The organism is Lacinutrix sp. WUR7, assembly GCF_016864015.1.
Classification (GTDB): Bacteria; Bacteroidota; Bacteroidia; order Flavobacteriales; family Flavobacteriaceae; genus Oceanihabitans.
In genome coordinates, this window is the sequence record NZ_CP045067.1 from 551,853 (window position 1) to 577,321 (window position 25,469).

The 25,469-nt window shown below is 31.9% G+C and carries 20 protein-coding genes; 9 read left to right on the top strand and 11 right to left on the bottom strand.

All coding sequences use genetic code 11. From position 1 onward, the window contains the following. The first annotated feature begins 19 nt into the window (after positions 1-19). Positions 20-748, top strand: coding sequence for a M15 family metallopeptidase (locus FG167_RS02435; RefSeq protein WP_203459874.1), 729 nt, complete (start codon positions 20-22; stop codon positions 746-748). A 30-nt stretch (positions 749-778) separates the two neighbouring features. Further along, a complete protein-coding gene (locus tag FG167_RS02440) occupies positions 779-1,552 on the top strand; it encodes a M48 family metalloprotease (protein ID WP_203459875.1) in 774 nt (257 codons plus the stop codon). Between the two features lie 55 nt (positions 1,553-1,607). Here the strand turns inward: FG167_RS02440 and FG167_RS02445 are convergent, their stop codons facing one another. Next, the gene (locus tag FG167_RS02445) at positions 1,608-1,994 is read right to left on the bottom strand and encodes an ankyrin repeat domain-containing protein (RefSeq protein ID WP_203459876.1); all 387 of its coding nucleotides are present in this window, start codon (positions 1,992-1,994) and stop codon (positions 1,608-1,610) included. A 258-nt stretch (positions 1,995-2,252) separates the two neighbouring features. Here FG167_RS02445 and gpmI point away from each other — a divergent pair, with 258 nt between their 5' ends. From gpmI to FG167_RS02460, 3 genes are read left to right on the top strand one after another with little or no spacing between them, the layout of a single operon-like run. Then, the gene (gpmI, locus tag FG167_RS02450; RefSeq protein ID WP_203459877.1) at positions 2,253-3,770 is read left to right on the top strand and encodes a 2,3-bisphosphoglycerate-independent phosphoglycerate mutase; all 1,518 of its coding nucleotides are present in this window, start codon (positions 2,253-2,255) and stop codon (positions 3,768-3,770) included. A gap of 5 nt (positions 3,771-3,775) precedes the next feature. Further along, entirely contained in the window at positions 3,776-4,315 is a 540-nt protein-coding gene (locus FG167_RS02455) for a thioredoxin family protein (RefSeq protein WP_203459878.1), read from the top strand. 28 nt (positions 4,316-4,343) lie between these two features. Continuing rightward, positions 4,344-4,763, top strand: a complete 420-nt coding sequence (locus FG167_RS02460) for a BT0820 family HAD-type phosphatase (protein ID WP_203459879.1) — start codon at positions 4,344-4,346, stop codon at positions 4,761-4,763. Here the strand turns inward: FG167_RS02460 and FG167_RS02465 are convergent. After that, a complete protein-coding gene (locus tag FG167_RS02465; protein ID WP_203459880.1) occupies positions 4,760-6,031 on the bottom strand; it encodes an acetyl-CoA hydrolase/transferase family protein in 1,272 nt (423 codons plus the stop codon). The genes FG167_RS02460 and FG167_RS02465 overlap by 4 nt on opposite strands. Before the next feature lie 126 nt (positions 6,032-6,157). Between FG167_RS02465 and map the strand changes: the two genes are divergently transcribed. The 4 genes from map (at position 6,158) to FG167_RS02485 (ending at position 8,758) form a co-directional block, all read left to right on the top strand. After that, the gene (gene map, locus FG167_RS02470) at positions 6,158-6,976 is read left to right on the top strand and encodes a type I methionyl aminopeptidase (protein WP_203459881.1); all 819 of its coding nucleotides are present in this window, start codon (positions 6,158-6,160) and stop codon (positions 6,974-6,976) included. 53 nt (positions 6,977-7,029) lie between these two features. Next, positions 7,030-7,410 carry a GxxExxY protein gene (locus FG167_RS02475; RefSeq protein ID WP_203459882.1) on the top strand — a complete coding sequence of 127 codons (381 nt, stop codon included), beginning with the start codon at positions 7,030-7,032 and terminating at the stop codon, positions 7,408-7,410. 47 nt (positions 7,411-7,457) lie between these two features. Then, on the top strand, positions 7,458-8,222 hold the full coding sequence (locus FG167_RS02480) for a class I SAM-dependent methyltransferase (RefSeq protein WP_203459883.1): 765 nt from the start codon (positions 7,458-7,460) through the stop codon (positions 8,220-8,222). Between the two features lie 167 nt (positions 8,223-8,389). Continuing rightward, entirely contained in the window at positions 8,390-8,758 is a 369-nt protein-coding gene (locus FG167_RS02485) for a DUF423 domain-containing protein (RefSeq protein WP_203459884.1), read from the top strand. A 202-nt stretch (positions 8,759-8,960) separates the two neighbouring features. On the opposite strand, the gene FG167_RS02490 is transcribed toward FG167_RS02485, so the two are convergent. The 9 genes from FG167_RS02490 to FG167_RS02530 all read right to left on the bottom strand — a co-directional run bounded on the left by FG167_RS02490 (position 8,961) and on the right by FG167_RS02530 (position 25,465). Beyond that, on the bottom strand, positions 8,961-9,278 hold the full coding sequence (locus FG167_RS02490) for a hypothetical protein (protein ID WP_203459885.1): 318 nt from the start codon (positions 9,276-9,278) through the stop codon (positions 8,961-8,963). A gap of 152 nt (positions 9,279-9,430) precedes the next feature. Next, positions 9,431-10,231, bottom strand: coding sequence for a T9SS type A sorting domain-containing protein (locus tag FG167_RS02495; RefSeq protein ID WP_203459886.1), 801 nt, complete (start codon positions 10,229-10,231; stop codon positions 9,431-9,433). Between the two features lie 150 nt (positions 10,232-10,381). Continuing rightward, on the bottom strand, positions 10,382-12,595 hold the full coding sequence (locus tag FG167_RS02500; protein WP_203459887.1) for a T9SS type A sorting domain-containing protein: 2,214 nt from the start codon (positions 12,593-12,595) through the stop codon (positions 10,382-10,384). A gap of 153 nt (positions 12,596-12,748) precedes the next feature. Continuing rightward, on the bottom strand, positions 12,749-14,845 hold the full coding sequence (locus tag FG167_RS02505) for a T9SS type A sorting domain-containing protein (RefSeq protein WP_203459888.1): 2,097 nt from the start codon (positions 14,843-14,845) through the stop codon (positions 12,749-12,751). A 154-nt stretch (positions 14,846-14,999) separates the two neighbouring features. Then, complete coding sequence (locus FG167_RS02510) at positions 15,000-18,281, bottom strand: choice-of-anchor Q domain-containing protein (protein WP_203459889.1); 3,282 nt, start codon at positions 18,279-18,281, stop codon at positions 15,000-15,002. Between the two features lie 261 nt (positions 18,282-18,542). Beyond that, positions 18,543-21,467 (bottom strand): histidine kinase, encoded by a 2,925-nt coding sequence (locus tag FG167_RS02515; protein ID WP_203459890.1) that lies wholly within the window; start codon positions 21,465-21,467, stop codon positions 18,543-18,545. A 108-nt stretch (positions 21,468-21,575) separates the two neighbouring features. Further along, on the bottom strand, positions 21,576-22,328 hold the full coding sequence (locus FG167_RS02520) for a LytTR family DNA-binding domain-containing protein (protein ID WP_203459891.1): 753 nt from the start codon (positions 22,326-22,328) through the stop codon (positions 21,576-21,578). Between the two features lie 87 nt (positions 22,329-22,415). Further along, the gene (locus FG167_RS02525; RefSeq protein ID WP_203459892.1) at positions 22,416-24,392 is read right to left on the bottom strand and encodes a tetratricopeptide repeat protein; all 1,977 of its coding nucleotides are present in this window, start codon (positions 24,390-24,392) and stop codon (positions 22,416-22,418) included. Between the two features lie 92 nt (positions 24,393-24,484). Further along, entirely contained in the window at positions 24,485-25,465 is a 981-nt protein-coding gene (locus FG167_RS02530; RefSeq protein ID WP_203459893.1) for an FAD:protein FMN transferase, read from the bottom strand. Positions 25,466-25,469 lie beyond the last annotated feature (4 nt).

A 25,469-nucleotide genomic window follows, 5' to 3' on the forward strand; every position in this document is an offset into this window, starting at 1 on the left:
TGTAATACTTTATCTGAATTTGAAAAGAAGAAACTTCATAAAGAAAACCACTTTAACAGGAATAGCCTTAGCTACAATTCCTAGTTTTGCATGTTCTCAAAATATAATTTCTTCGGAAGAACTTATAGGTAAAGGCAAACCTATTCTTTTTGGAAAAGATTATCAATTAAGAGAAGAAGCACATCTTGCTTTTCAGAATATGAAAACCGAAGCTTTAAAAGAAGGCGTACACATTCAAATAGTTTCCAGTTACAGAAATTTTGAACATCAAAAAAGTATTTGGCAACGGAAATACAAACGCTATAGAAGTCAAGGTTTTTCCGAAGAAAAAAGCATTCAAAAGATCATTGCATACTCTACAATACCTGGAACATCCAGACATCATTGGGGAACAGATATGGATATAATTGATGCTAGCGTACACGCACCAAAATATGTGCTTCGTGAAGAAAACTTTCATGGAGATGGCGCATACATCCACTTAAAAAAATGGATGGATCAACACGCAAATTCTTTTGGGTTCTATTTGGTATATACAGGAGACAGTCACCGAAAAGGTTTTAAATATGAACCTTGGCATTTTAGCTACAAACCATTATCACAAAATTATTTAAAAAACTATAAAAATTTAAACATGCAAGAGCTGCTTCAAAATGAAGAATTATTAGGAAGTCCTTATTTTTCAGAAGCATTTATAAGTAAATATCGAAATGAAAATATTTTAGATATTAACCCAGAACTTTTGTAACTTTAAATCTTTACAACTAACATAAAAAACATGAGATCAGGCAATCTAAAAGTAAGACTAATTATAGGTTTATGTATCGCTGCATATTTTGGCTTTAAATATTTTACATCGCAAGAAGTAAATCCGTATACCGGAAAAAAACAGGCCATTTCTATGTCGGTAGATGAAGAAATACAAATGGGCTTACAAAGTAGAGATCAAATGGCAGCGCAACATGGTGGTTTATATCCAAACGAAAGCTACCAAGCATTGGTTGACAATGTTGGGAATAAACTAATAAACAACAGTATTGCTAAAGAAACACCTTATAAATATGAATTTCATTTATTGGCCGATCCGCAAACCATAAATGCTTTTGCATTACCTGGCGGACAAGTTTTTATTACTTATGCGCTATTTTCTCAATTAGAAAACGAAGACCAATTAGCAGGTGTTTTAGGTCATGAAATAGGCCATGTACTTGGTAAACATAGTGCAGAGCGTATTGCAAATAGTGAACTTTGGCAAGGACTTTCTACTGCAGGATCTGTTGGTGGAGATATTGGTGGATTAATTGGAGGTGTTGGTCAGAACTTAATTTTAAAAAATGGTCGTGGTGACGAGCTAGAAAGTGATGATCTTGGTGTACGTTTTATGTTAAGAGCTGGTTATGACCCAGAAGAAATGATTGATGTTATGGAAATTTTAAAAGCTGCTGCTGGACCAAATCGTGTTCCAGAATTTCAAAGCTCGCATCCAGACCCTGACAATCGTATAGAAAAAATTAGAGAATCTATTCAAAAGTATAGAGCTCAATTTCAATAAAAAAAAGCCTTGAGAGAATTCTCTCAAGGCTTTTTTTTATTGAAAAAGGAAATTGTTATTTCTCCATTGCCTTTTTAATTACAGCCATAGCTTCTGTAGCTTTAGATATTTTGGCATATTTTTTTGCGGTATAGCCATCTTTAGACCTTGAACTTAAGGACGCTCCATGATCTATTAAAAGTTTTAAAATTTCAGCTCTGTTAAATTTTGCCGCATACATAGCTGGACTTAATCCATTCCATTTTTCATTTACATTTGCACCTAAATCTAATAACTTTTTAACCGTTGATAAATCGCCTTTAATTATAGATAAATGAAATGGACTTGCCTCCATAACGGTCTCTACATTGATTTGGTTTTTGTCTTCTAATGAAGGGTTTGCATATAAAGTTCCAACTGTGAAACTTAATGCGATTGCTGACATAATGATTGTTTTTTTCATGATGAATGATTTTAATTGATTAATAAATTTGATTTTGATTATACAATAAAGACGACAGGAATTACAAACTGTTACACAATAACCCTATAAATAACATTTATTTAACATTCTGTAATCAAACACGTTATGCTATAATTAATAACACTTTCCTTATACACCACAAGGAAACCTTAAACTATTTTTTAGCAAGCTTCATCGTATTTAATATGTTATTTCTGTTATAATAAATTATATTTGAATACTAAATACTATCGCAACATGAACAAAAAAGTAATTCTTATGATTTTAGATGGTTGGGGAAAATCTCCTGACCCAAAAGTTTCAGCAATAGATAATGCAAATACACCTTTTATAGATTCGCTTTATACAAAGTACCCAAACGCAACTTTACGCACAGATGGTTTACATGTTGGTTTACCAGAAGGACAAATGGGGAATTCTGAAGTTGGACACATGAATCTTGGTGCTGGACGTATTGTATATCAAGATTTAGTAAGAATAAATTTAGCTGTAAAAAATAAAACATTAGCACAAGAAAAAGTACTTATAGATGCTTTTAACTATGCGAAAGAAAACAATAAAGCTGTACACTTTTTAGGTTTAGTTAGTGATGGCGGCGTACACTCTCACATTAATCATTTATTAGGTTTAGTGGATGCTATTGAAGACTCTGGAGTTAAAAATTCTTTTATTCATGCATTTACAGATGGTCGTGATGTAGATCCAAAATCTGGGTATGGTTTTATTACAGAATTAGAAGAATATCTTAAAAACAAAAACACCAAAATAGCTTCAGTTACTGGAAGATATTATGCAATGGATAGAGATAAACGTTGGGAACGCGTAAAGCTAGCCTATGATGCAATGGTTAATGGAGAAGGCGAACATTCTACAAATATTTTAAAATCGATTCAAGAGAATTATGATAATGACATTACAGACGAATTTATTAAACCTATAATAGCTGTAGATGCATCCAATCAACCAATTGCAAAAATTAAAGAAGGGGATGTAATTGTGTTTTTTAATTTCAGAACAGACCGAGGAAGACAATTAACAGAGGCTTTATCGCAAAAAGACTTTCATGAACAGAACATGCATAAATTAAACTTGTATTATGTAACCATGACCAATTATGATGATTCTTTTACAGGAATGCATGTGATTTATGATAAAGATAATTTAAAAGAAACACTAGGTGAAGTTCTAGAAAAACACAACAAAAAACAAATACGTATTGCTGAAACAGAAAAGTATCCACATGTTACTTTTTTCTTTTCAGGAGGAAGAGAAGAACCTTTTAAAGGAGAAACCAGAATATTAAAAAACTCTCCTAAAGTTGCTACTTACGATTTGAAACCAGAAATGAGTGCTTTTGAACTAACAGAAGCTCTTTTACCAGAACTTAAAAAAGGTGAAGTAGATTTTGTATGCTTAAACTTTGCTAATGGAGATATGGTTGGACATACAGGAGTTATGGCAGCTGCTATTAAAGCTTGCGAAGCTGTAGACAACTGTGTAAAAGAAGTGATAACTACTGCTCTAGAAAATGATTACACAACCATTCTTATTGCAGATCATGGAAATTGTGAAACCATGATAAATCCGGATGGATCACCAAATACCGCACATACCACAAATCCGGTTCCAATTATTTTAATAGATAAAGATTTAAAACATATTAAAGATGGTATTTTAGGAGACATTGCTCCTACTATTTTAAAACTTATTGGTGTAGAACAACCTAAAGTAATGACCCAACATTCTTTAATATAATAATTATGAGAAATTTATATTTTATTTTTATAGCCTTAATTTGTTTTGCGTGTAAAGAACAGCCAATAAATGTAACCGTTCCTGATGAAGAGGAAGAGACAATTATGTTATTAGGACCAGCAAATGAAGAAGGCTTACAACAAGAACCTTTTAATAGTTGGTACCATACAACCTATACCAATTATAAAATCAATGATTCTTTAGTATCTCTTATTAAACCAAAACTAGCAGATGTTTCTATTAAATTATTTATGGGGACTTGGTGCGAGGACAGTCAACGAGAAACTCCTGGTATTTATAAAATTTTAGATGCTGCTAATTTCAACTTGAAAAACCTGCAGTTAATTGCTGTAGACAGAGACAAGGTAACCCCTCAAAAACTGGAAGAAAACTATAACATTACGAATGTTCCAACCCTGATTTTTTTCAAAGATGGTAAAGAAATGAATAGAATAGTTGAATACCCTATAGAAAGTTTAGAACAAGATATTTTACATATTCTAAGCAATCAACCTTATAAAAACGCTTATTTTGAAGAAGAATAATTTATATATTTGCAGTTAATGAATTTCTATGAATTTAAACGATAAACTTATTCTTGCCATTGATTTTGATGGAACCATTGTAGATGATGCATATCCAAAAGTTGGGAAACCAAAACTTTTTGCTATTGAAACACTTAAAAAACTACAAGAAGATGGCCATCGTTTAATATTATGGACCTATAGATGTGGAAAACCTTTAGAAGAAGCTGTCGCTTTTTGTAAAAGTAAAGGCATTGAATTTTATGCGGTAAATAAAAGTTTTCCTGAAGAGCAATTTGATGCATCTAAGAGTAGAAAAATTCACGCTGATTTATTTATAGATGATAGAAATATTGGTGGATTTTTAGGCTGGGGAGAAGTATACCAACATCTTTCGAACCCTAAATACAATCAAAAAACACCTCCCAAAAAGAAAGGATTCTTTTCCTTTTTAAGAAAAAATCACTAGCCTTTTATCAAATCAAAATACTGTCTATCTATAGTTTCTCTATGGTCTGGATGCGCAATATGAACTAGTGCTTTGACACGGTCTTTAATTGTTTTCCCATATAGATTAGCAATACCATATTCGGTTACAATATAATGCACGTGTGCTCTAGTAGTTACTACTCCTGCTCCTGGCTTTAAACAAGCAACAATTCTACTTATACCTGATTTAGTAGTTGATGGTAAAGCAATAATAGCCTTTCCTCCTTCACTTAAAGATGCACCTCTAATAAAATCCATCTGACCTCCTACTCCAGAATACATATGTGCTCCTATAGAATCTGCACAAACTTGTCCGGTAAGATCGACTTCTATAGCAGAATTAATAGCGACCATCTTTGGGTTTTGTTTTATTTTTAAAACATCATTCGTGTAATTGGATGCCCGCATTTCTACAAAAGGATTATCATCTACATAATCGTACAAACGTTTCGATCCAACTAAAAAAGTAGACAATGCACGACCTCGATTTATACCTTTATAGTTTCCATTAATAACATCTTTTAATATTAAATCAATCACACCATCGGAAAACATTTCCGTATGCAACCCTAAATCTTTATGATTTGTTAATCTAGTTAAAACGGCATTAGGTATACTACCAATTCCCATTTGTAAGGTACTTCGATCTTCAATTAATCCGGCTACATAATCCCCAATTTGACTTTCAATAGCTGTTGGTTCTGCAATATCATGTGTTGGCAAATCAACATTAGACTCTACGAACAAATCAATTTCAGAAACATGAATAATTCCTGCTCCATGTGTTCTAGGCATATTTCTATTTACTTGTGCAATTACATGATTTGCATTATCAATTGCTGCTGATGTAGCTTCTACAGAAACGCCTAAAGAACAATAACCATGTTTATCTGGAACAGAAACATGAATTAGTGCCACATCTATATCAATAATATTACGCTTAAAAAGTAATGGTAATTCGCTTAAAAAAACTGGCGTATAGGAACCGTTTCCAGCTTTTAAAGTATGCCTTACATTTTTTCCTATAAAAAAAGAATTCACATGAAAACTCTCCCGTAATTCTGGGTTTGCATAAGGAGCTTCGCCTTCTGTATGTAAATGGCAAACCTCCACGTTTCGAAGTTCTTCATGACGTGCTGTCATGGCTTGTATAAGTGATTGTGGAGCTGCTGCTGCTGCTTGTATATAAACTCTACTATTAGACTTAATTACTTTTACTGCTTCTTCTGCACTAACGGACCTATACATATACCTAATTATTTATGTCGCAAAAATAGGAAACAAAAAAAGTATAAAAACTGTCGAATATCATGTTTCAATAAAAAAGTATGCCTTGTTATTTTTAGTATATTTGCACCACATTTATATTACATTATGATCATAGTAAAAACAAGAGAAGAAATAGAATTAATGCGTGAAGCAGCATTAGTAGTATCTAAAACCTTAGGTGAAATCGCTAAAGCAGTAAAACCTGGAGTGACCACTTTAGAATTAGATAAAATTGCGGAAGCATGCATTAGAGACCAAGGAGCAATTCCTGGTTTTTTAGGATTGTACGATTTCCCTAACACACTTTGTATGAGTCCGAACTCACAAGTAGTGCATGGTATACCTAATAATACACCTTTGGAGGAAGGCGATATTATATCTATAGATTGTGGTTCTATTAAAAACGGTTATTATGGCGATCACGCCTACACTTTTGCAGTTGGGGAGATTGCTCCGGAAACCGAAAAACTTTTACAAGTCACTAAAGAATCTCTTTATGTTGGAATAAAAGAATTAAAAGTGGGCAATCGCGTTGGTGATGTTGGTTATGCAATTCAAAAATACTGCGAAGATCATGGTTATGGTGTAGTAAGAGAACTTGTAGGTCATGGTTTAGGAACCAAAATGCATGAAGATCCAGAAATGCCAAATTATGGTAAACGTGGTCGTGGTAAAAAGTTCATTGAAGGTATGGTTGTAGCTATTGAGCCAATGATTAATCTTGGAACAAAAAGCATCAAACAACACAGAGATGGTTGGACGATTACTACGTTGGACAATAAGCCGTCTGCACATTTTGAACATGATGTTGCTATTTTAGATGGTAAACCAGAACTACTTTCTACTTTTGCTTATATCTATGACGCTTTGGGGATTGTTAGTGATGAGGAAGATGCGTTTAGACAAAAGGCTTTGATTATTTAAGACACAGATTATTTCACAGAGATTCGCAGAGCTTTTGTACTTCTATTAATACTATGAGTTATAATAAAATCACAGAAAATAGTATTGGCTGCGCAATTGAAGTTCATAAAGCATTAGGCCCTGGATTGTTAGAATCTGCTTATCAAGAATGTTTGCTTTATGAGTTAAAAATTATTGGATATGCTGTTCAGAATGAAGTCTCTCGACCTATATTTTATAAAGACATCACTTTAAATCATGGCTATCGAATTGATTTACTCGTTGAAAACACCATTGTTGTTGAACTTAAAACTGTAGAATATTTTACTGAAGTCCATACTGCTCAAATTTTAACGTATATGAAACTAGGCAATTACCCTTTGGGTTTGCTATTAAATTTCAATACTAAATTACTAAAAAACGGAATAAAAAGATTTATAAACACAACCGAGTAAGCACTCCGTGAAACGCTGTGACTCTCTGCGAAACTCGGTGTAACCATATGAAAAAAATCTTCAAAATAATTTTAAATATTATCCCAAGACCTTTGCTAATTAGGCTAAGCTACATAGCACGTCCTATTTTAGCATTCTTTTTAAAAGGAAACACATTTACAGATCCTATTGATGGTAAAAGCTTTAAAACCTTTTTACCTTATGGGTATGGCAAACAACGCAATAACGTACTATCTCCTTCTACTTTAAGTTTAGAGCGTCATCGATTATTGTGGTTGTATTTAAAAAATGAAACCAATTTCTTTACTGCGGAAAAAAGCGTACTTCATTTTGCACCAGAACAATGCTTTTTAGATCGTTTTAGAGCGCTGAAAAACCTGAAGTACACCACTACAGATTTACTTTCTCCTATTGCTGATGTAAAGGCGGACATTTGCAATCTTCCGTTTGAAGACAATAGTTATGATATTATTTTATGCAATCATGTTTTAGAACATATTCCTGACGACACGAAAGCAATGCAAGAATTATTTCGTGTGATGAAACCTGGTGGTTATGGAATTTTTCAAATACCGCAAGACCTAAGTAGACATACTACTTTTGAAGACAATTCTATTACAGATAAAAAAGAACGCGCAAAAATATTCGGACAATATGATCATGTTCGTGTGTATGGTTACGATTATTTCAATAAACTTAGAGAGATTGGTTTTATGGTTAATGAAGTCGATTATACCGCAACGCTTTCCGAAGGGGAAATTGAAAAATATTGTTTAGCTAAAGGAGAAATTATCCCTGTGGTTTATAAATAACCATACTTAAACACTAAAAAAACGCTATCAAAAAGACCTTTTTTAAAGTTATATCTTAATATATAATTATCTTTGAGATTCCTGCCTACGCAGGAATTTACTACCTAGCTAAAGGAGAAATTATCCCTGTGGTTTATAAATAAAACATTTTACTAAAATTCATTTTAATGACTCAGCAAATTATAATAGTAACTGCGGCCTCTTTTGGTACGCTCTCTGTAATTTTTGGTGCTTTTGGAGCCCATGCTTTGAAGAAAATTTTATCTACAGACCAATTACAAAGTTTTGAAGTTGGCGTGAAATACCAGATGTATCACGCTATTGTATTATTAGCTTTAGGCTTACAACCGAACTTTACAACGGCAGCAATTTACTGGTGTTTTACTATAGGAATTCTGTTATTTTCTTTTAGTATTTACGGGTTGGTTTTGTCGGATGCCAAAGGAAAAAAGCTTCGTTTTTTAGGACCAATTACACCTATTGGTGGTTTGCTTTTAGTTTCGGGTTGGTTTTTATTATTGATTCATTTCTTTTAAGCAAGAAATTAGATTACATATATCACAATTGCAATCGCAGTATAAAGAGCTATTAAAAAAAACTCTAACTTTTTTTGTTTTAAAAAACTCATAATTTAGATATTAAATGAAAAAAAAGCTGAGCTACCTCAGTAGCCCAACTTTTAATAAAAACTGATTAATAGCGTCTTTAATATTTTAATATTTTTTATCGACTTTTTAGTTAGTCCATGACTTTGGAAAGCTTAATCGTTTTCCCACACATATCACTTGTAATTTTAAAAATAACGTCTCCTTTTCTCCCTTTATTTGCCCAACGTACTTCTTTCCCTGTATTACAAGTAATACTGGTTTTAGAGCCTTTGTTTAAAGAAACAAAACCTGTTCCTGTATAAATGCTCACTTTTTCTTTAGTATCATTAACTAATGAGAAACTACTTGCAATAGAAATCTCCATATTTTGGGATGCTTTTACAATTTGTTTTTCTTCTGAAAAAGAAAGTAATACGAATGCACTTAATGCGATAATTATTGTTTTCATGTTGAATTGTTTTAAATTTACTGCTGCAAATATGTTATTAAAAACGATTAAGTAATGCTTCTACTTTCTGAAATCTTGTTTTCAACTTCTAAACCAGAAAAAACCCATAAGCCTCGCACTTACGGGATTTCTAAATAAAACTTAACGATATACTACTGTTTGATGAATCGTTTGGTTGCAACGCTTCCTTCTTCATCTTTAATTATAATAATATACACACCATTTCTTAATTCGGAAGTCACTATTTTTTTGGATGTTGTTTCTAAAACTTTTACTCCTAAAACAGAATAGATTGCTGCGCTTTTTATATTACTATTCATTTCTATATGTAGAACCGAAGTTGTTGGGTTTGGATATAAAGACACTTTCTTTACTTGAAACTCATGAACACTTAAAATAGTAGGACAATCTTCCAAAAAACTAGCATTAGATGGTGCACCCCAATTAGAGTTAGGTGTAAATCCAGAATCTATTTGCACGCAATCTACAGTACTACTTACAACATTAAAACGAGTTACATTACTATTATTACCATTTGCCATATTAATAGCTGTTATGGATGTTGTATGTCCTTTAAAATCGACTAAATCGGTAAGCATACTTAAATCTAAAATACCAGAAATACCAGTCTGCTCTACTAATAACTGTGTCAGTTTTGTGTTTTGAGAAACATCAATACTTGTAAGCGAAGGATTTCCAAAAGCTTGCAAACCTACAATCTCTGTAAAAGCTTCAAGTCCTGTTAAGTCTTGAATACTTGAACCGGAAACATTAATAGTTCCTGTATATGCAACGGCCTCGGTATCTTGTATCTCTGCATCGTTATTTGTATTAATATTCGTATTTGCTACTAATATGGCTTTAAAATTTGTATCCAGAATAGATACATTTTGTGCATTTGTTACTGCAAATATTGAAATAAATGCAAAAATGGAAAGTAATTTTGTTTTCATAATTATTTTTTATTGATTATGCGACAAAACTACTTGGTAAACGTATTTAAAAACTACATCAATTGCTGAAACCTTATTTTCAACTTCTAAACCAAAAAAATCTCGTAAGCATGACACTTACGAGATTTTCAACAATAACTCAACTATTAATTACTGCTTGATAAATCGTTTGGTAGCAATGCTTCCGTTTTCTGCTTCAATTATAATTAAATATAATCCAGTTTTTAAATTAGATGTATTTATCGTATTCGATTTTGTTTCTAAAACTTTTGCACCTAAAACAGAATAGATCGTTGCACCTTTTAGGTTGCTATTCATTTTAATATTTAAAACCGATGTTGTTGGATTTGGATATAGTTTTATTTCGTTATTAATGCTATCGAATTGGTTTGTGCTTAATGTAGTACCATATTCGTAAGCTCCCATATCTACAATAGAATTAAAAATACGTTGACCTCCTAACAAATCTGAAGTTGTTGTTACATACGTGTTATCGCCTGCATCTTTAGCTGGTGAATTTGACTGTAATGTAAAGTCTGTAGAACTTGCAAACAAAGGATCTGCAGTATTTGTAGCCGTAGTACTTGTAATACTAGCATCGTTAAAATTTAATGGATCTATAGAGTTTCTAACATTTAAAGATTGTACCGCATCGTTATACGTATTGGTAATAGATTTTACTGAAGTTGTTGATCCAGGATAAAAATTATTCCAAAAAATACAATTAACCACTTCTGCATTTATAGTTCCTGCTGTTTTATTAATTGCAACTACTGCTCTACTGTTAATATTAATTCCACTCCCGGTAGAATTATCCAGATTATTAACATAAGTGTTGTTAATTAATTTTAAATCCATATTTGCATTTGTACCAATAGATATAAACCAAGAAGCTCTTCCACTTAACCCATCACCCGAGAAGTTTCCTGCAATATTATTATCGAATAAGCTATTTTCAACTCTTACATCCACATTGGTATTATCTCCTAGATATACATACATACCAGCACCAAAAATTGACATATTGTTAATAAATTTACTGTTTTCTATTATTAAATCCCCTGTTGTTCCGGAAGTATTGTTTAACTCGAATTCGGCTAATATACCAGCTGCTCCAGTTTTAGAAATATTATTTTTAATCGTACAGTCTTTAACGGTTAAATTGGATATTGTTTTTTCTTTAAAAATAGCACCAATTCTTGTAGATGTATGATTATGCGTATTAGAAATCGTTAAGCCGTCTAGCACTAAGTTTTCGCCTAAACTTGTTATATTTAAAATACTATAACTATTATCGGTTTTACTGGAGTGCGTATAACTATTCACAAAATGGTCGTCTACAAAAACATCGTCTCCATTTAAATCTCCAGTTAAAATAGTTTCGTTACTCCCCAAGACACGCTGAGACAATTGTGTTTCTGTTCCTGCAAAACCACCATAAATACTTAAATTTGGAACTACTACATCAAAAGATGTAGAACGATTGGTAACTGCTGGTTTATATGTTCCAGAAGCTACCCAAATTTCATCGCCATCTGTAGCATTTGTAACGGCACTTTGTAAATTTGTATAAGCATTTGCCCAAGTTGAGCCATCATTACTACCAGTTGCATTAGCATTAACATAAAACTTAGTTAGTGAATTTGTTGCTGGGTAATAATTAGCTAAATTGGTGATTTGTGTATCTGAAAGTGCCGATTTATATAAATAAATATCATCTATACCTCCTGTATAGGTTCCTGTAGGATCTAAAACCATTTGTGCAGAATGCAAAAAAGTATTTATTACTGTACCATTTAGATCTGCAGATCCAGAAATATTGTTTTGTAAAATTCCATCTACAAAAACATCTAATTCTAATTCTGTATTGTAATTAACTGGTGTAGTTCTTAATATAATATTATGCCATTGCCCATTAGTTAATGCAATAGTTTCGTCTGCGTTCCAATCCGCAAGAACTCCGTAGGTTGAATTCCCTACTTTTGAGATTAAATATAATTTTGAATTGTCCAACTCAAACCTAAACCCGGCACCAGCGGTTCCATATATTTGAAGAATACGTTGTTGTGTTGCAATACTATTGCTTTTTATCCAAAAGCTTAAAGTCATATTATTAACGTTTGTAGCGCCTAGAGTATGACCATTTAAAGTACTCATACCTACTAATGCGTCATTTGCAGCACCGTTTCTATCTGGCCCTATTGTTGGATTGGTATTGCCTGATAGATTTGGACCGCCATTTAGGGCTGTGTTTGTTAAACTTCCGTTAGTAAATTCAAATTTACCATATTGTCCAGAAGGTAAAATTTGTGAAAATGATATGCTACATACAAGTAACATTAAATAAAGTAAACGCGTTTTCATAATTTTTTGTGTTTATATTTAACAGGACAAATATCTAACACGAAGCATCTATAAAACAGTATGAATTTCTGAAACCTAATTTTCAACTTCTAAACCAAAAAATCTCGTAAACACAGCGTTTACGAGATTGATAAAAATAATTAAAACCATTAACTACTGCTTGATAAAACGCTTGGTAGCAATGCTTCCGTTTTCGTCTTCAATGGTAATTAAATAGAGTCCGCTTTTTAAATTAGCTGTATTTAGGGATTTTGATTTTGTATCTAAAACCTTGGCTCCTAAAACAGAATACACTGTTGCTTGTTTTAGGTTATTCTTCATTTTAATATTTAAAATAGAAGAGGTTGGATTTGGGTACAAAGATACAGTGTCCTGTGAAAAATCGTTTACACTTAATGTACTGCAATCTACACTATAACTTGCTCCTGAATCTTTATCAGGCCAGTTTGCATCACTATATGCTGCATCATCTACTTGAATACAATTAAGGTATTGGTTTTCTGTAGCAATAAGCTTAGTAGCAGTAAAATTAGTATTATTACCATTTGCTACATTTAAACTTGTTAAATCATTAAACGGACACCATAATGTTACCAAATCTGCATTACCAGAAACATCTAAACTTGTTAAATCATTTCCATTACAATAAAGTTCTGTTAACAGGGTATTTGCCGAAACATTTAAATTGGTTAGCAAATTAGAATTACAATGCAAAAGCGTTAAAGCGGTATTAGCAGAAACATCTATACTTGTTAAAACATTATTAGAACAATATAATTCTGTAAGATTTACAAATGCTTCTATACCTACTAAACTAGAAACAGTATGATAAGCAACATTTATTAATCCTGTAAAAGCGGTTGCTTCACTACATTGAATTTGGGTATCCCCATTGGTATTTATTGCTGCATTGCCCACTAAATACGCTTTAAAATTTGTGTCTGGTATATTTACGGTGCACACAGAACAGTCTAAACTAAAACTGGATACAGCATCCACATCTATCCAATTTGTATCACTATAACTTACATCGTCTACTTCTATACACGATAAATATGGATTATTAAGCGCAGACATATTTAGCATATTTGCATTATTTGTATTCGCAACATTCAAACTCGTTAATAGGTTATCATTACAAAACAAATGTTCTAATAAGGTGTGCGCAGAAAGATCTAAACTTGTTATTTGATTGTCTGCACAATACATTTTTGTTAAAGCAGTGTTTGCCGAGAGGTCTAAATTTGTTAATTGATTTACGGAACAATTTAAATCAGACAAAGCAGTGTTAGCCGAAAGATTTAAACTGGTCAATTGATTAGTAGTACAAGATAGTTTTATTACATTCGGATTATTAGAAAGATCCAAATTAGATATTTGATTATCGTTACAAAACAAATAAATTAAAGCGGTATTATTTGAAAGATCTAAACTCGATATTTGGTTATCTGAATAGTTCAAATAAGTCAATGCAGTATGATTGGAAAGATCCAAACTCGAAATTTGATTACTGTAGCAAGTTAGATATGTTAAAGCCGTGTTATTTGAAACATCTAAACTTGTTAATTGGTTATCGTAACAATATAATTTTGTTAAAGCTGTAAAAGCTTCAATACCTGTTAAATCTGAAATAGATAAACTATTACAATATATTGCTCCGCTAAAAGCACTTGCTTCACTACATTGTATTTCTGTATCCCCATTGGTATTTATGGCTGTGTTGGCAACTAAATAATTTTTAAAATTAGTATCGGGAATATTTACATTACATACAGCAGGAATAGAGAATACAATATCATCTATAGAAAATCGGTCTGTACCACTACTACTTGTAATTGTAAAACTAGTAACATTTGTCCAATTCACCTGTACAGTACTTCCTGTGGATATGGCTATATTTTGCACAACATTAGCGTTTGTTCCTCCTGTTGGTGTGAATGTCCAGTCTGCAGCAGTATCCGCATTTCCATCAAAGGCAAATATAGATTGCACATCTATTGCTTCACTAAATGTAACCGTAAAAGAAGTAACATTTCCACTAGAAATAATAGCGTTCCCATTAGACCCTGCATATCCGCCAGCATTTAGTATCGTTACAGTATTAGAAGAATTTGTACATGTTGCTTGCAAGCTTCCAATAGTCTGTCTTACAAAATTAGTCCCAAAATAGGATACGGAGCTCCAATCGAAAGTTTGCGCATAACTGAATGTGGAGAATAAGCTAATTAATAGTAATAATCGTATTTTCATAATATCTTTTTTTTAATGATTTATGAAGCAAAACTACTTCCTAAATGCATTTAAAAATTGTTCCAATTTCTGAAATACCGCTTTCAATTTCTAAACCAAAAAATCCCGTAAACACAAGGCTTACGGGATTTATAACAATAATTAAAACTACAAACTACTGCTTAATAAAACGCTTGGTAGCAACGCTTCCATTTTCGTCTTCTATGGTGATTAAATACATTCCTGTATTTAAATTAGATGTATTTATAGTAGACGATTTAGTTTCTAAAACCTTGGCTCCTAAAACAGAATACACTGTTGCTTGTTTTAGGTTATTCTTCATTTTAATATTTAAAACAGAAGATGTTGGATTTGGGTAGATTTTGATCTCATTTTCATTTAACTGAAAAGTACTAACTCCTAATGTAAAATCATATTCATAAGCTCCCATATCTACAGTAGTATCTACGGTTCTATTATTTCCATTTATATCTGTAACGATATGCGCTGGTAAGGAAGCATTACTTCCGGTATTTATTGCTGCAGATCCTGCACTTAATGTGAATTTATTATTTGTTGGATTCACAAACATAGGATCACTAGCAGATCCTCCAATCATTCCTAACTCCACAATACTATTATTTACCACAGAAAACGAAGTTGTTATTGCTATTGGAAAACCTGTTCCTACTCCATTTCCGTATATAATACTATTTTCAACCGTACTGTTCGATGCCTGATTCATAGTAATTACATTTTCATTAAACCCTGTGTTATTAGATAGTGTAGAATTTACTAATTCAAACTCTAGAGCTGAAGCATTCCCTGAAGTACTAGCCGACAAGAATAAACAAGCAGAACTATTTAGTGATGTATTATTATAAAACACACTATTTACAACAGATCCTTTTGCAAAAATTTGATACTGTTGCGAACCTGAAAACATCATTACTGGTAAATCTTGAGAATAGTTTTCTCTAATAATACAAGACTCAAAATCTACATCGTGTGTGACATGTTGTAATCCGCAAGGAGAAAAAGCAGCATATACGGCTACACTAGTTCCTGTATTTTTTTCTAAAATAGAATTTTTAATAGAAGCTGTTAAGCTATCGCCATAAAGGTATGGATTCGCATAAATTGCGCCTCCTCTTAAATCATAAGATTGATCAATATCTGGAGTTGCACAATTGTTGTCTGTTGCGCCATTTGCATTACCACCAGTTATAGTAAAACCATCTACTAATACATTTTGCGCATTCCCTCTAATAGAAATTACGTGGTATGCATTATCTTGTCTTGTTGCTTCTGTATCTATAATATTGGCATTATCATCTGCATTTAAATCGCCACTTAAGATAGTTACATTTGTTTTTGGGTTTCTTTCTGAAACTAGCGTTTCTGTTGTATTAAAACCACCATAAACTTTAACATCTCCAGGAATGGTAAATGTTGCTTTTCTAGGGTTTGCATTGGTAGTACTAGGATTATATAATCCTTGCGCCACCCATATTGGTGTTTCCATTGTAGCTATTGCTAAAGCGTCTTCTAAATTCACAAAAGCATCCGTCCATGTGGAACCATCATTTAATCCTGTAGCAGCACCATTCACAAATAATACTGGATTTACCGTTTGAAAAGTTCCGGTTGCTGAATATGTTCCTGAAGAAGATACACAAGAAGCTCTAACTATTATATCATACATTGTATTAGGATCTAATCCCGTAATTGTATAAGGATTGCTAACATTAGAAACATTCACAAAATTGGATGTTCCTGTAGGATTGTAACTAATATCCCATACCGTTTCTAATCCTCCAGCGGTCCATGACACATCTACTGTTGTAAATGTTTCATTCGAACTAACAATATTAGTTGGTATTCCTGAACAATCTAAATTACCATATTCATAAGCCCCCATATCTACGGTAGTATTCATAAAACGAGTTCTACCACTAATATCATTTAATATGGTACTTGGAATAAAACTATTATCTCCCGCGTCAATTGCTGGCGAACCAGTATTTAATTGAAATAAGTTAATACCACTATTAATAAATAAAGGATCGACATTTGTTGCTCCCTGTTGTCCACCTTCTACAATACTATTAGAAACTACAGATCCAGAAGTAGTAATGGAGAAAGGAGTTGTACTTCCATTATCATAAATAATAGAATTTCTTATTTTACTGTTCGAAGCTTGTGCCATTTCAACAACACTTCCATTAGCTCCAACATTATTAGCAAAAGTAGCATTTACAACAGTAACGTTCAAACCACCAGTATTTCCACTATTTGTAGTACTAGCTGCTAATGACAAACAAGATGCACCATTTAAAGATGTATTGTTATAAAATAAACTATTGGTTACAGTACCATACGCATTATAACCTTCCCCTGAAGATCCGTGATATTCAAAGGCTCCCGAATTTAAAGAGTAATTATTTGTAATTACACAGTTTGTAAAATTACCTCTAAAATATCTATTATGCGTTGCTGCATTTACTGGACCAAAGCCAGCAAAAACACTACCATATGTTGCTGAGTTTTTTTCTAAAACACAATTTTGAATGGTGGCAGTTACATTGTTTGAAGTAACCACAGGATTTAGAAATACAGCTGCTCCTCTTCTGTCTGAATATTGTGAATACACATATCCCCAAACATAATAACCACCATTAGCATTTCCACTCGAAATGGTAAACCCGTCTACAATTACATTTGCAATCGCTCCTTTCATACTTAAAACATGATATGCATTATCTTGTCTCGTAGCTTCATCATCTGTAATAACATCATTATCATCTCCTAATAAATCTCCACTTAAAATGGTAACATTATTAGTCACGTCTCTTTGTGAAACCGTAGTTTCCGAAGTATTAAAACCACCATAAAGTTTCGTTCCGTTTAATACTGTAAATGTTGCTTTTCTAGGATCTGCATTCGTAGTTGTTGGTATATAAGTTCCTTGTGCTACCCAAACCTGATCATTACCAGTAGCAATAGCCAAAGCATCTTCTAGATGTGCAAAGGCATCACTCCAAGTGGTTCCATCATCTGCACCTGTTGCTGCATGATTAACATAAATAACACTTCCACTTAATGTGGTGAAATTTGTAGCTAAAGTCCAAGCCGTTGCAGTACCATTACAGTTTCCTTGCAAGTATACGTCATACGATGTGTTAGGAGTTAATCCAGTAATTGTTTGTGTATTTCCAGAAATATTAGCGATATCTGTTCCAAAGGAAACAGGAAACCCAAATTGCACATATCGCAATGTCGTATCTGTAGAAGAAGAGGTCCAAGACACATCTGCAGCATTTGGCGCAATATTATAAACAGAAACATCTTCAGGCAAACAATTAGCCCTGTAAACATCCATAACATTGGAGATAGAAGATTCTGCGAAAGAATAGCTACTTATAAATAGTAATAAGTAAAGTAAGCGTGTTTTCATAATAAATAAGTTTATAGTTTATGAAACAAAACTACAAGTGAAGTCTATGAAAAAATGAAACCAATTTCTGAAACACCGTTTTCAACTTCTAAACTAAAAAACCTAATAAACATCTTACTTACAAGGTTTAAACAAAAATATTTTACACTATTTGGTATTCTTTTTACAAGAGAAGTTATGTCCTGTTTAGTCTGGGGTTCTTTTCGTGAAGTTTGCAGAAACCTTATTACTTTAAAACGTATTAAAAATAAAAAGTCTCGTTTAATCTATTGTAAATGGAATGATAACATCTACTTGTGTTCCGATAGGATTTTCACCATCAAACAAATCAATAATAGTGACACCTACCTGTTTTTCTTTTCCGTAGTTTAATAATGCTAAACGATCTTGTGTTGCTTTGGTAGCAAAAGACGCATGCTTTTTACGTCCGCGATTTTTAATCTTATCGGCTTGTTCGCGTCCTACACCATTATCAATAATAACACATTTTATGGTATTAGTCGCTAGATGGATATGGAAACTAATTTCTAGTTTCCTATCTGTTTTACGGTGTAACAATCCGTGTTTTAAAGCATTTTCTACATAAGGCTGAATTAGCATGGTTGGGATATATACCAAATTAGGGTTTAAATCTCCAGTAGCAGTAATTGCATAACTTAGCTTATCCTCAAAACGTAGTTTCTCTAATTCCAAATACATTTCTAAGCAATTAATCTCTTCTTGTAATGTGATCTTTCCTCTTGTACTATGGCTTAAATACGTTCGAATTAAATCGGCAAACTTCCCTAAATACTCACTTGCTAGTCTACTTTTATTTAAAACAATATAATCTTGAATAGAATTAAGTGCATTGAAGATAAAATGCGGATTCATTTGTGACCGCAAATTCTCTAATTTTAAAGCGATTAATTCGTTATCTAAAGAGAGTTGTTTTATCTCTAATTGTTTTGCCTTTTCTTTATTTTTCAACTTCCTTTTATAGTAAAAAACAATAAGACTTATTATGGATAAACTATAGAACAAAATAAACCACCATTTTTTCCAAAAGGGTAATTTTATATGTAGTTTAATACTTTTAATTCCATTATCACTAACCTCTTTATCATTTGTAGGACGTACTTGAAACGTATATTTACCTGCAGGCAAACTACTATATTTTATGCTATTTATGTCTAAATCTGTAGTAATCCAATTTTCATTATATCCTAACAAACGGTATTGATAGGTTTTATTTTTATTATATAGAATACCATTCACATTAAAACCAAATTGTATCGCATTCTGATTATAATCTAAATCATAATCGGTTGTTAGCTCTACTGATTTTTCATTGATTTTTATGTCGGTAAAATAAATTTCTGGGAATGAAATGGTTTTAAATACTTTATCCTTATCAAAAGAAAAAACACCTTTATTTGAAGACAAGACCACTTGATTCTTTAAAATTTCAATACCAGATATTTTATAAGACAATATACCGTCTGTTTCTGTTAAATTCTTAAACGTCTTCAAATCGGCATTAAACAATTGCAGCCCATTTGGAGTTGCTATCCAAACAGAATTTTGATTTCCCTTTAAGTATGTAATTTGATTAGAAAGCAACCCGTTTTCTGTAGAATAGCGTGCAATAACTTGATTATCTCGTATCGCTAATATTCCATTTTTAAAGGTACCAACCCAAACGATGCCGTCTGCAGTTTCTGTAATAGAGATAGCCGAAATTTCTTTACCTTCATATTGTATGGTTGTCGCTTTTAAAGCATCATCTAACACTAATAAATTATCTACAAAACCAATAAAAACAGTATTATTTCTAGAACTAGCATGTGTAGTATACACTCGTTTATCTCTTGAATATATTTTTACTATTTCAGAATCTTCATTTAAAAAACACAATCTTATGTACGTTCCAAACAATGTTGTATTTGCATCTAAACGAGAAAAACTTTTTACACCTTTAAAATCTCCTTTTCTTGTTGCCAACAAGGAGTTATTATTTACAAAATAAGAACCATCATCTGTACTAACATAACTATGTGTTCGCTTTGGGTTATATTGAATAGCAGATACTTTATTATTTAAAAAAGAAGATGTTTTGTAAGCAGAAGTATTTACATTAAGGAAACCTACTTGTCCCGCTTTAGAGCCAAAAAAGACTACGGAATCATTTACTTTGTTAATAGCCATGATATCGTTGCTTTTTTCAGGCAACATATGCTTTACCACTTCAATATTAGGTATTAAATAAATACCATTGGCAAGTGTGGTTACCCAATAATTATGATCTTTATCTATAAGAACATCCGTAACTATTTCCTCTTTTAAAATTTGTCTTTTTAGCTGGAATTCTTCTTTATCATTTTCATAAATAAAAATTCCTTTATTGGTTAAAACCCATAAATCATTATGAATTACTTTTATAGAAATAATTCTTAGATCTGTTAAAAGTTCTAATCCTTTAATTAAGGTAGTAGTGCCTGCTTTTAGGTTTATACTTCTAAATGTATTTTTAAAATGAAACTGTTGTGAAAAAAATAAAGTACCGTTTAATTCAAACACATACGTTTGTCCTTGTGCTGTAGATAGTCCGTTAGCATCTCTATAATTAACATTAAACAAAAAATCACGGGTCTCTTTTAGGTCTTTATCTAAGATTTTAATGGTCTTAAAACTCATAATTAGATATGCGTCTTTTAAGGATAACAATTGATTTCCTCCTTCGTCAATTATCTGTTTTAAAAGAATCTTCTTGGACAATAAATCAACAACATAAAAAGCCCTATTAGTAGTGATTAAAACCTTATTATTATTCACTTCAAAATTTGCAAGCTGCCCTTTTAATTCTTCTTTTAAATCTATAAAAGTAACTAGTTGATTATTTTCAACATAAAAGAATTGTCCTGAAATATTGGTACACCAAACGCGTCCTTGCGCATCTTCAAAAAGTCCAAAAACCGACAAGCCTCGTTTTTCTGGATTGGAATATTGTGTATAGGTTATACCATCATATCGATACAAACCACTATCGGAAGCGAGCCAAATAAAACCTTTAGGATCTTCTAAAATACCATAGAATTCAATATCTGGTAACCCATCTTTTTCAGTAATATGAATAGACACAGGCTCTTGCGCATAGGTTATGCGGAAAAACAACAGAAAGAATATAAAAAGTAGGTTTTTATTCAAGATCTAGGAATTGTAGATAAAGCTACAATAAAATATACTTTAAAAGTATATATCTAACTCTTAAAAAAATATTTCTATTATAGAATCGTTATTAAGGAATAAAAAAGGCTACCCTATATTCTGAACAATGGTCAAGAATTCTTCTTTTTTATCATTAGAAATAGATACGGTTTTATCATTTTCCATGACAATATATCCACCTTCTTTTTTAATATATTCTTTGATATAGGAAAGATTTATAAGGTGGGAACGGTGTGGACGATAGAATGTCTTTAGTTCCTGAAGAATATCTACAAAAAATTTCAATGGCTTACTTACCAAAATGCTACCATAAGTAACCGTAGAAACATTGGTGTACATTCCATCTGCTTCTAGCATAATAATATCTGTAAAATTAACAAACTTAATCCCATCTGCATTTGGCAATCCTATTTTTTTAAAGTTGGAATCTTGCAAGCTCGCTTTCAATTCTGTTAGGCGTTTATTGATTTGAGTATTACCCAAAAAGGCAACTGCTTTATCTACTGCTGCTTTTACCTGACTTGGTCTTACGGGTTTTAATAAATAATCTATTGCAGAAAGTTGAAAAGCTTGTATGGCATATTCACTATATGCTGTTGTGAAAATAACCTCAAAATTATGTACTTCTTTTTCAATGAAATTTAAAATCTCTAAACCAGAATGTTCAGGCATTTCTATGTCTAAAAAAACAATACTTGGTTGTTCTTTTTTTATAAGTGCTACTCCAGAAAGCAAATCTTCTGCTTCAAAAATTTCTGTAATTTTCGGACAATTTTCTTCTACTAAAATACGTAGAACTTGCCTTGCTTTTTTTTCGTCATCAATTATAAGTGCCTTCATTGGGTATCTTTATTGTTTTAATAAGTAAAATGTAATAGTTAGGAACGCTCTAGTTTTAATTCAAAATTTACTCTAACGTGTTCCAAACTATTGTTTTAGAATTGGTATTTTTAAAATAACTTTTGTTCCAGTAGCATGATTATTTTCGTACAAGTCGATAATAGCAACGCCTATCTTTTTTTCACGACCATAATTTAATAAATCTAAACGCTCTGTCGTTGCTTTTAAGGCAAAAGATTTGTGATGTGATTCTCTTTTACTAGTAATTTCTTTAGACTTTTCTCTTCCTATTCCATTATCTTCAATACTACATTCTATAGTTTTATTAATAGGCTTCCCTATGGAAATCTTCAGTTTTCTATTATCTTTTTTATGCAATAAACCATGTTTTAAAGCATTTTCTACATACGGTTGAATTAGCATGGTTGGAATATGTATCTCATCTAAATTAGCTGCTTCATCTACTTCAAAAACATATTCTAGTTTTTCTTCGAAACGTAATTTTTCTAATTGCAAATAGAGGTTTAAATTATGAACTTCCTCTGGAATGGAAATAAATCCAGTATCGCTAAAATGAAGATAATTACGAATTAAATCGGCAAATTTCCCTAAGTAATCACTGGCTAGATTTTTCTTATTTAAAACAATATAATCCTGAATAGAGTTTAAGGCATTAAATATAAAATGCGGATTCATTTGTGCTTTCAATGCTTTTAATTCGGAATCTCTATATTGCTTTTCAATGGCTAAACGTTTCTGTGTTTCCTTAAGTTCTATGGTTACTAATTCGGCTTTCTTTTTTGCTTTCAATCGACTAAAGTAAAATACCGATGCTAGCAATATTAAGCCTGCAATAACTAAAACCCCTAGAAACAAGTTTCTATTTTTCTGACTTTCTAGTTTTGAAATAACCACTTGCTGTTCTGCTTTTTCTTTTTCGCGTTTTGTTTTTTCGGTTTCGTATTTTATTTCAATATCCGCAATAGCATTAAGCTTTTCTATACCATGAATAGAGTCCTTTATATTTTGGTGTTTATTATAATAATCAAACGCTTTTTTGTAATCTTTTTTTGCATAATACAATTCATAGAGTCCTTTAAAACTTTTTTTAAGGGAATTAATATTATCGTTTTTTTTCATGCTATCATGAGCCTTTAAAAAATAACGCTCAGCATCCTCATATTTTTCCCAACGTAAAAAGTTGTAAGCAATATTATGATTCATATCTATAACTTTACTTTTAAGACTTAACGAAGTATATAAATCTAATGCTTGTAGGTAATAATTATGTGCTTTCTCATTGTTATCCATATAAGAATACAATGCTCCTAAACTAGATTTTAACCCCGCTAGACTTCTAGGTCGTGTTACCTTTTTCTCAGCTTCTAAAGCAAAGGATAATGCTTTTTTAAATTCCTTTTTTTGCCTGTAGCTATTTGTTAAATTAATACATATTCTACCTATTATACTATTATTTTCTTGTGCTTTTGGGTCGTTATAAACTTCCAGATAATAGTCTATAGCTTTATCAAATTCATTAATTTCAGCATATAATGCGCCAATATTCATTTTAAGCCACAACGCATTTGTATATTTGTCTTCATCTTTTTCTAGATATGCAACGACTTCCTTAAAAGTTTTTAACGCATTGGTATAATCTCCTTTTTCTTGAAGCACCATGGCCTTGCTATTTTTAATAATAGCAACTCCATAGTCGTCGTTAATGGACCTATACAGCGCAATTGCTTGATCAAAATTTAACAACGCCGAATCGAGCTTTTTTACATCGCTATAATATTCAGATAGTTCTCTTAATGCTCTTGCTTTATTTATAGTACTGTTGGAAGCTTCGCTTGCTTGTAAATATATTTTTATGAAATGTAAATGAATCTCAGAATTTGCACTTCTATACGTCTTTGTTACTTCTTTTAATTTCTCTAGTTTTAAACTATCATTATTAATGGCAAACAATAGTGTTTCTACGCTATCAATTTGTTTCTCTTGTTGTGAAAAACTCCATTGAAAAACAAATAATGCTATAAGCAGTGGTAGTATTCTTTTCATTTATGTTGGATATATTGTAAAAATGAAAAAAATATTAGAAGCACCACCTTTTCATTTGCTGAAATGCGGTTTTGAGCTTTTAACAGACTAAATTATGCTTCTGGAAATCCGTTGAGGTTTAAGGTTTCTAGCTCTTGCTTATTATTTTCAAAAATAATAAAGGCTTTTAATTCTGGATGTCTTTTTAAGAAGTGCTTCGTTTTGTCAATTCCCATCGCTTGAAATGCGGTTGCATAAGCATCAGCTGTCATGCAATTGGAAGTAATTACAGAAACACTTAAGATGTTTGATTTACTTGGATATCCTGTTTTAGCATCTAAAATATGTGCATAGCGATTTCCGTTTTCATCTATTTTAAACTTTCTATAGGTTCCTGAAGTTGCCATTGCTGCTTCATGCAATGAAATTGCTTCTAAAACTGATTGCGTTCCTTCAAAATTAGGTTTGTCTATACCAACGGTCCATGCAGAATTTCTTTCTATATTAATTCCTTTAGAACGTATTTCACCGCCAATTTCGACTAAATAATTATTCACTTTTTTACTTTCCAAAAAATCTGCAATCACATCTACGCCATATCCTTTTGCAATGGCATTAAAATCGATAAATGTATTTTTGTGTTTTTTAATGACTGTTCCATCTGCAATACGCACTTTATCTAATCCTACAAATTGCATTAAGCTATCAATTTTAAGACTATCTAAACGTTCGATTCTCTTTTCTGGACCAAATCCTAAAGCGTTTACAATAGTTCCAATAGTAGGGTCGAAAACACCTTCGGTTTCCTTATAAATTTGTTTGGAAGTTGCTAATACTTTTTCAAAATGTGTATCTACGGAATTGCTTTCGTTTCTATTTAACTTAGAAATATCGGAATTGGTTTGATAGGTAGACATCGATTTATTAATCACATAATACAAACTATCTATTTGCTTTTGGTAATTGGTTTCCGCATCATAAATTATGGAATAACTGGTTCCGAAAACAGCACCAGAAAGCTTCGTATTTATAGGCTCTTGCTTACAAGCAAAAAATACTGTTGCGATTAAAAGTAGACCTAGATATTTCTTCATTTTA

Excerpts from the sequence above, each read along its gene's own strand:
- FG167_RS02480 (WP_203459883.1), top strand. The coding sequence starts at position 7,458 with ATGAAAAAAATCTTCAAAATAATTTTAAATATTATCCCAAGACCTTTG.
- FG167_RS02510 (WP_203459889.1), bottom strand. The coding sequence starts at position 18,281 with ATGAAAACACGCTTACTTTACTTATTACTATTTATAAGTAGCTATTCT.
- FG167_RS02520 (WP_203459891.1), bottom strand. The coding sequence starts at position 22,328 with ATGAAGGCACTTATAATTGATGACGAAAAAAAAGCAAGGCAAGTTCTA.
- FG167_RS02455 (WP_203459878.1), top strand. The coding sequence starts at position 3,776 with ATGAGAAATTTATATTTTATTTTTATAGCCTTAATTTGTTTTGCGTGT.
- FG167_RS02490 (WP_203459885.1), bottom strand. The coding sequence starts at position 9,278 with ATGAAAACAATAATTATCGCATTAAGTGCATTCGTATTACTTTCTTTT.
- map (WP_203459881.1), top strand. The coding sequence starts at position 6,158 with ATGATCATAGTAAAAACAAGAGAAGAAATAGAATTAATGCGTGAAGCA.
- FG167_RS02500 (WP_203459887.1), bottom strand. The coding sequence starts at position 12,595 with ATGAAAACGCGTTTACTTTATTTAATGTTACTTGTATGTAGCATATCA.
- FG167_RS02460 (WP_203459879.1), top strand. The coding sequence starts at position 4,344 with ATGAATTTAAACGATAAACTTATTCTTGCCATTGATTTTGATGGAACC.
- FG167_RS02485 (WP_203459884.1), top strand. The coding sequence starts at position 8,390 with ATGACTCAGCAAATTATAATAGTAACTGCGGCCTCTTTTGGTACGCTC.
- gpmI (WP_203459877.1), top strand. The coding sequence starts at position 2,253 with ATGAACAAAAAAGTAATTCTTATGATTTTAGATGGTTGGGGAAAATCT.
- FG167_RS02495 (WP_203459886.1), bottom strand. The coding sequence starts at position 10,231 with ATGAAAACAAAATTACTTTCCATTTTTGCATTTATTTCAATATTTGCA.
- FG167_RS02525 (WP_203459892.1), bottom strand. The coding sequence starts at position 24,392 with ATGAAAAGAATACTACCACTGCTTATAGCATTATTTGTTTTTCAATGG.
- FG167_RS02445 (WP_203459876.1), bottom strand. The coding sequence starts at position 1,994 with ATGAAAAAAACAATCATTATGTCAGCAATCGCATTAAGTTTCACAGTT.
- FG167_RS02505 (WP_203459888.1), bottom strand. The coding sequence starts at position 14,845 with ATGAAAATACGATTATTACTATTAATTAGCTTATTCTCCACATTCAGT.
- FG167_RS02440 (WP_203459875.1), top strand. The coding sequence starts at position 779 with ATGAGATCAGGCAATCTAAAAGTAAGACTAATTATAGGTTTATGTATC.
- FG167_RS02530 (WP_203459893.1), bottom strand. The coding sequence starts at position 25,465 with ATGAAGAAATATCTAGGTCTACTTTTAATCGCAACAGTATTTTTTGCT.
- FG167_RS02475 (WP_203459882.1), top strand. The coding sequence starts at position 7,030 with ATGAGTTATAATAAAATCACAGAAAATAGTATTGGCTGCGCAATTGAA.
- FG167_RS02465 (WP_203459880.1), bottom strand. The coding sequence starts at position 6,031 with ATGTATAGGTCCGTTAGTGCAGAAGAAGCAGTAAAAGTAATTAAGTCT.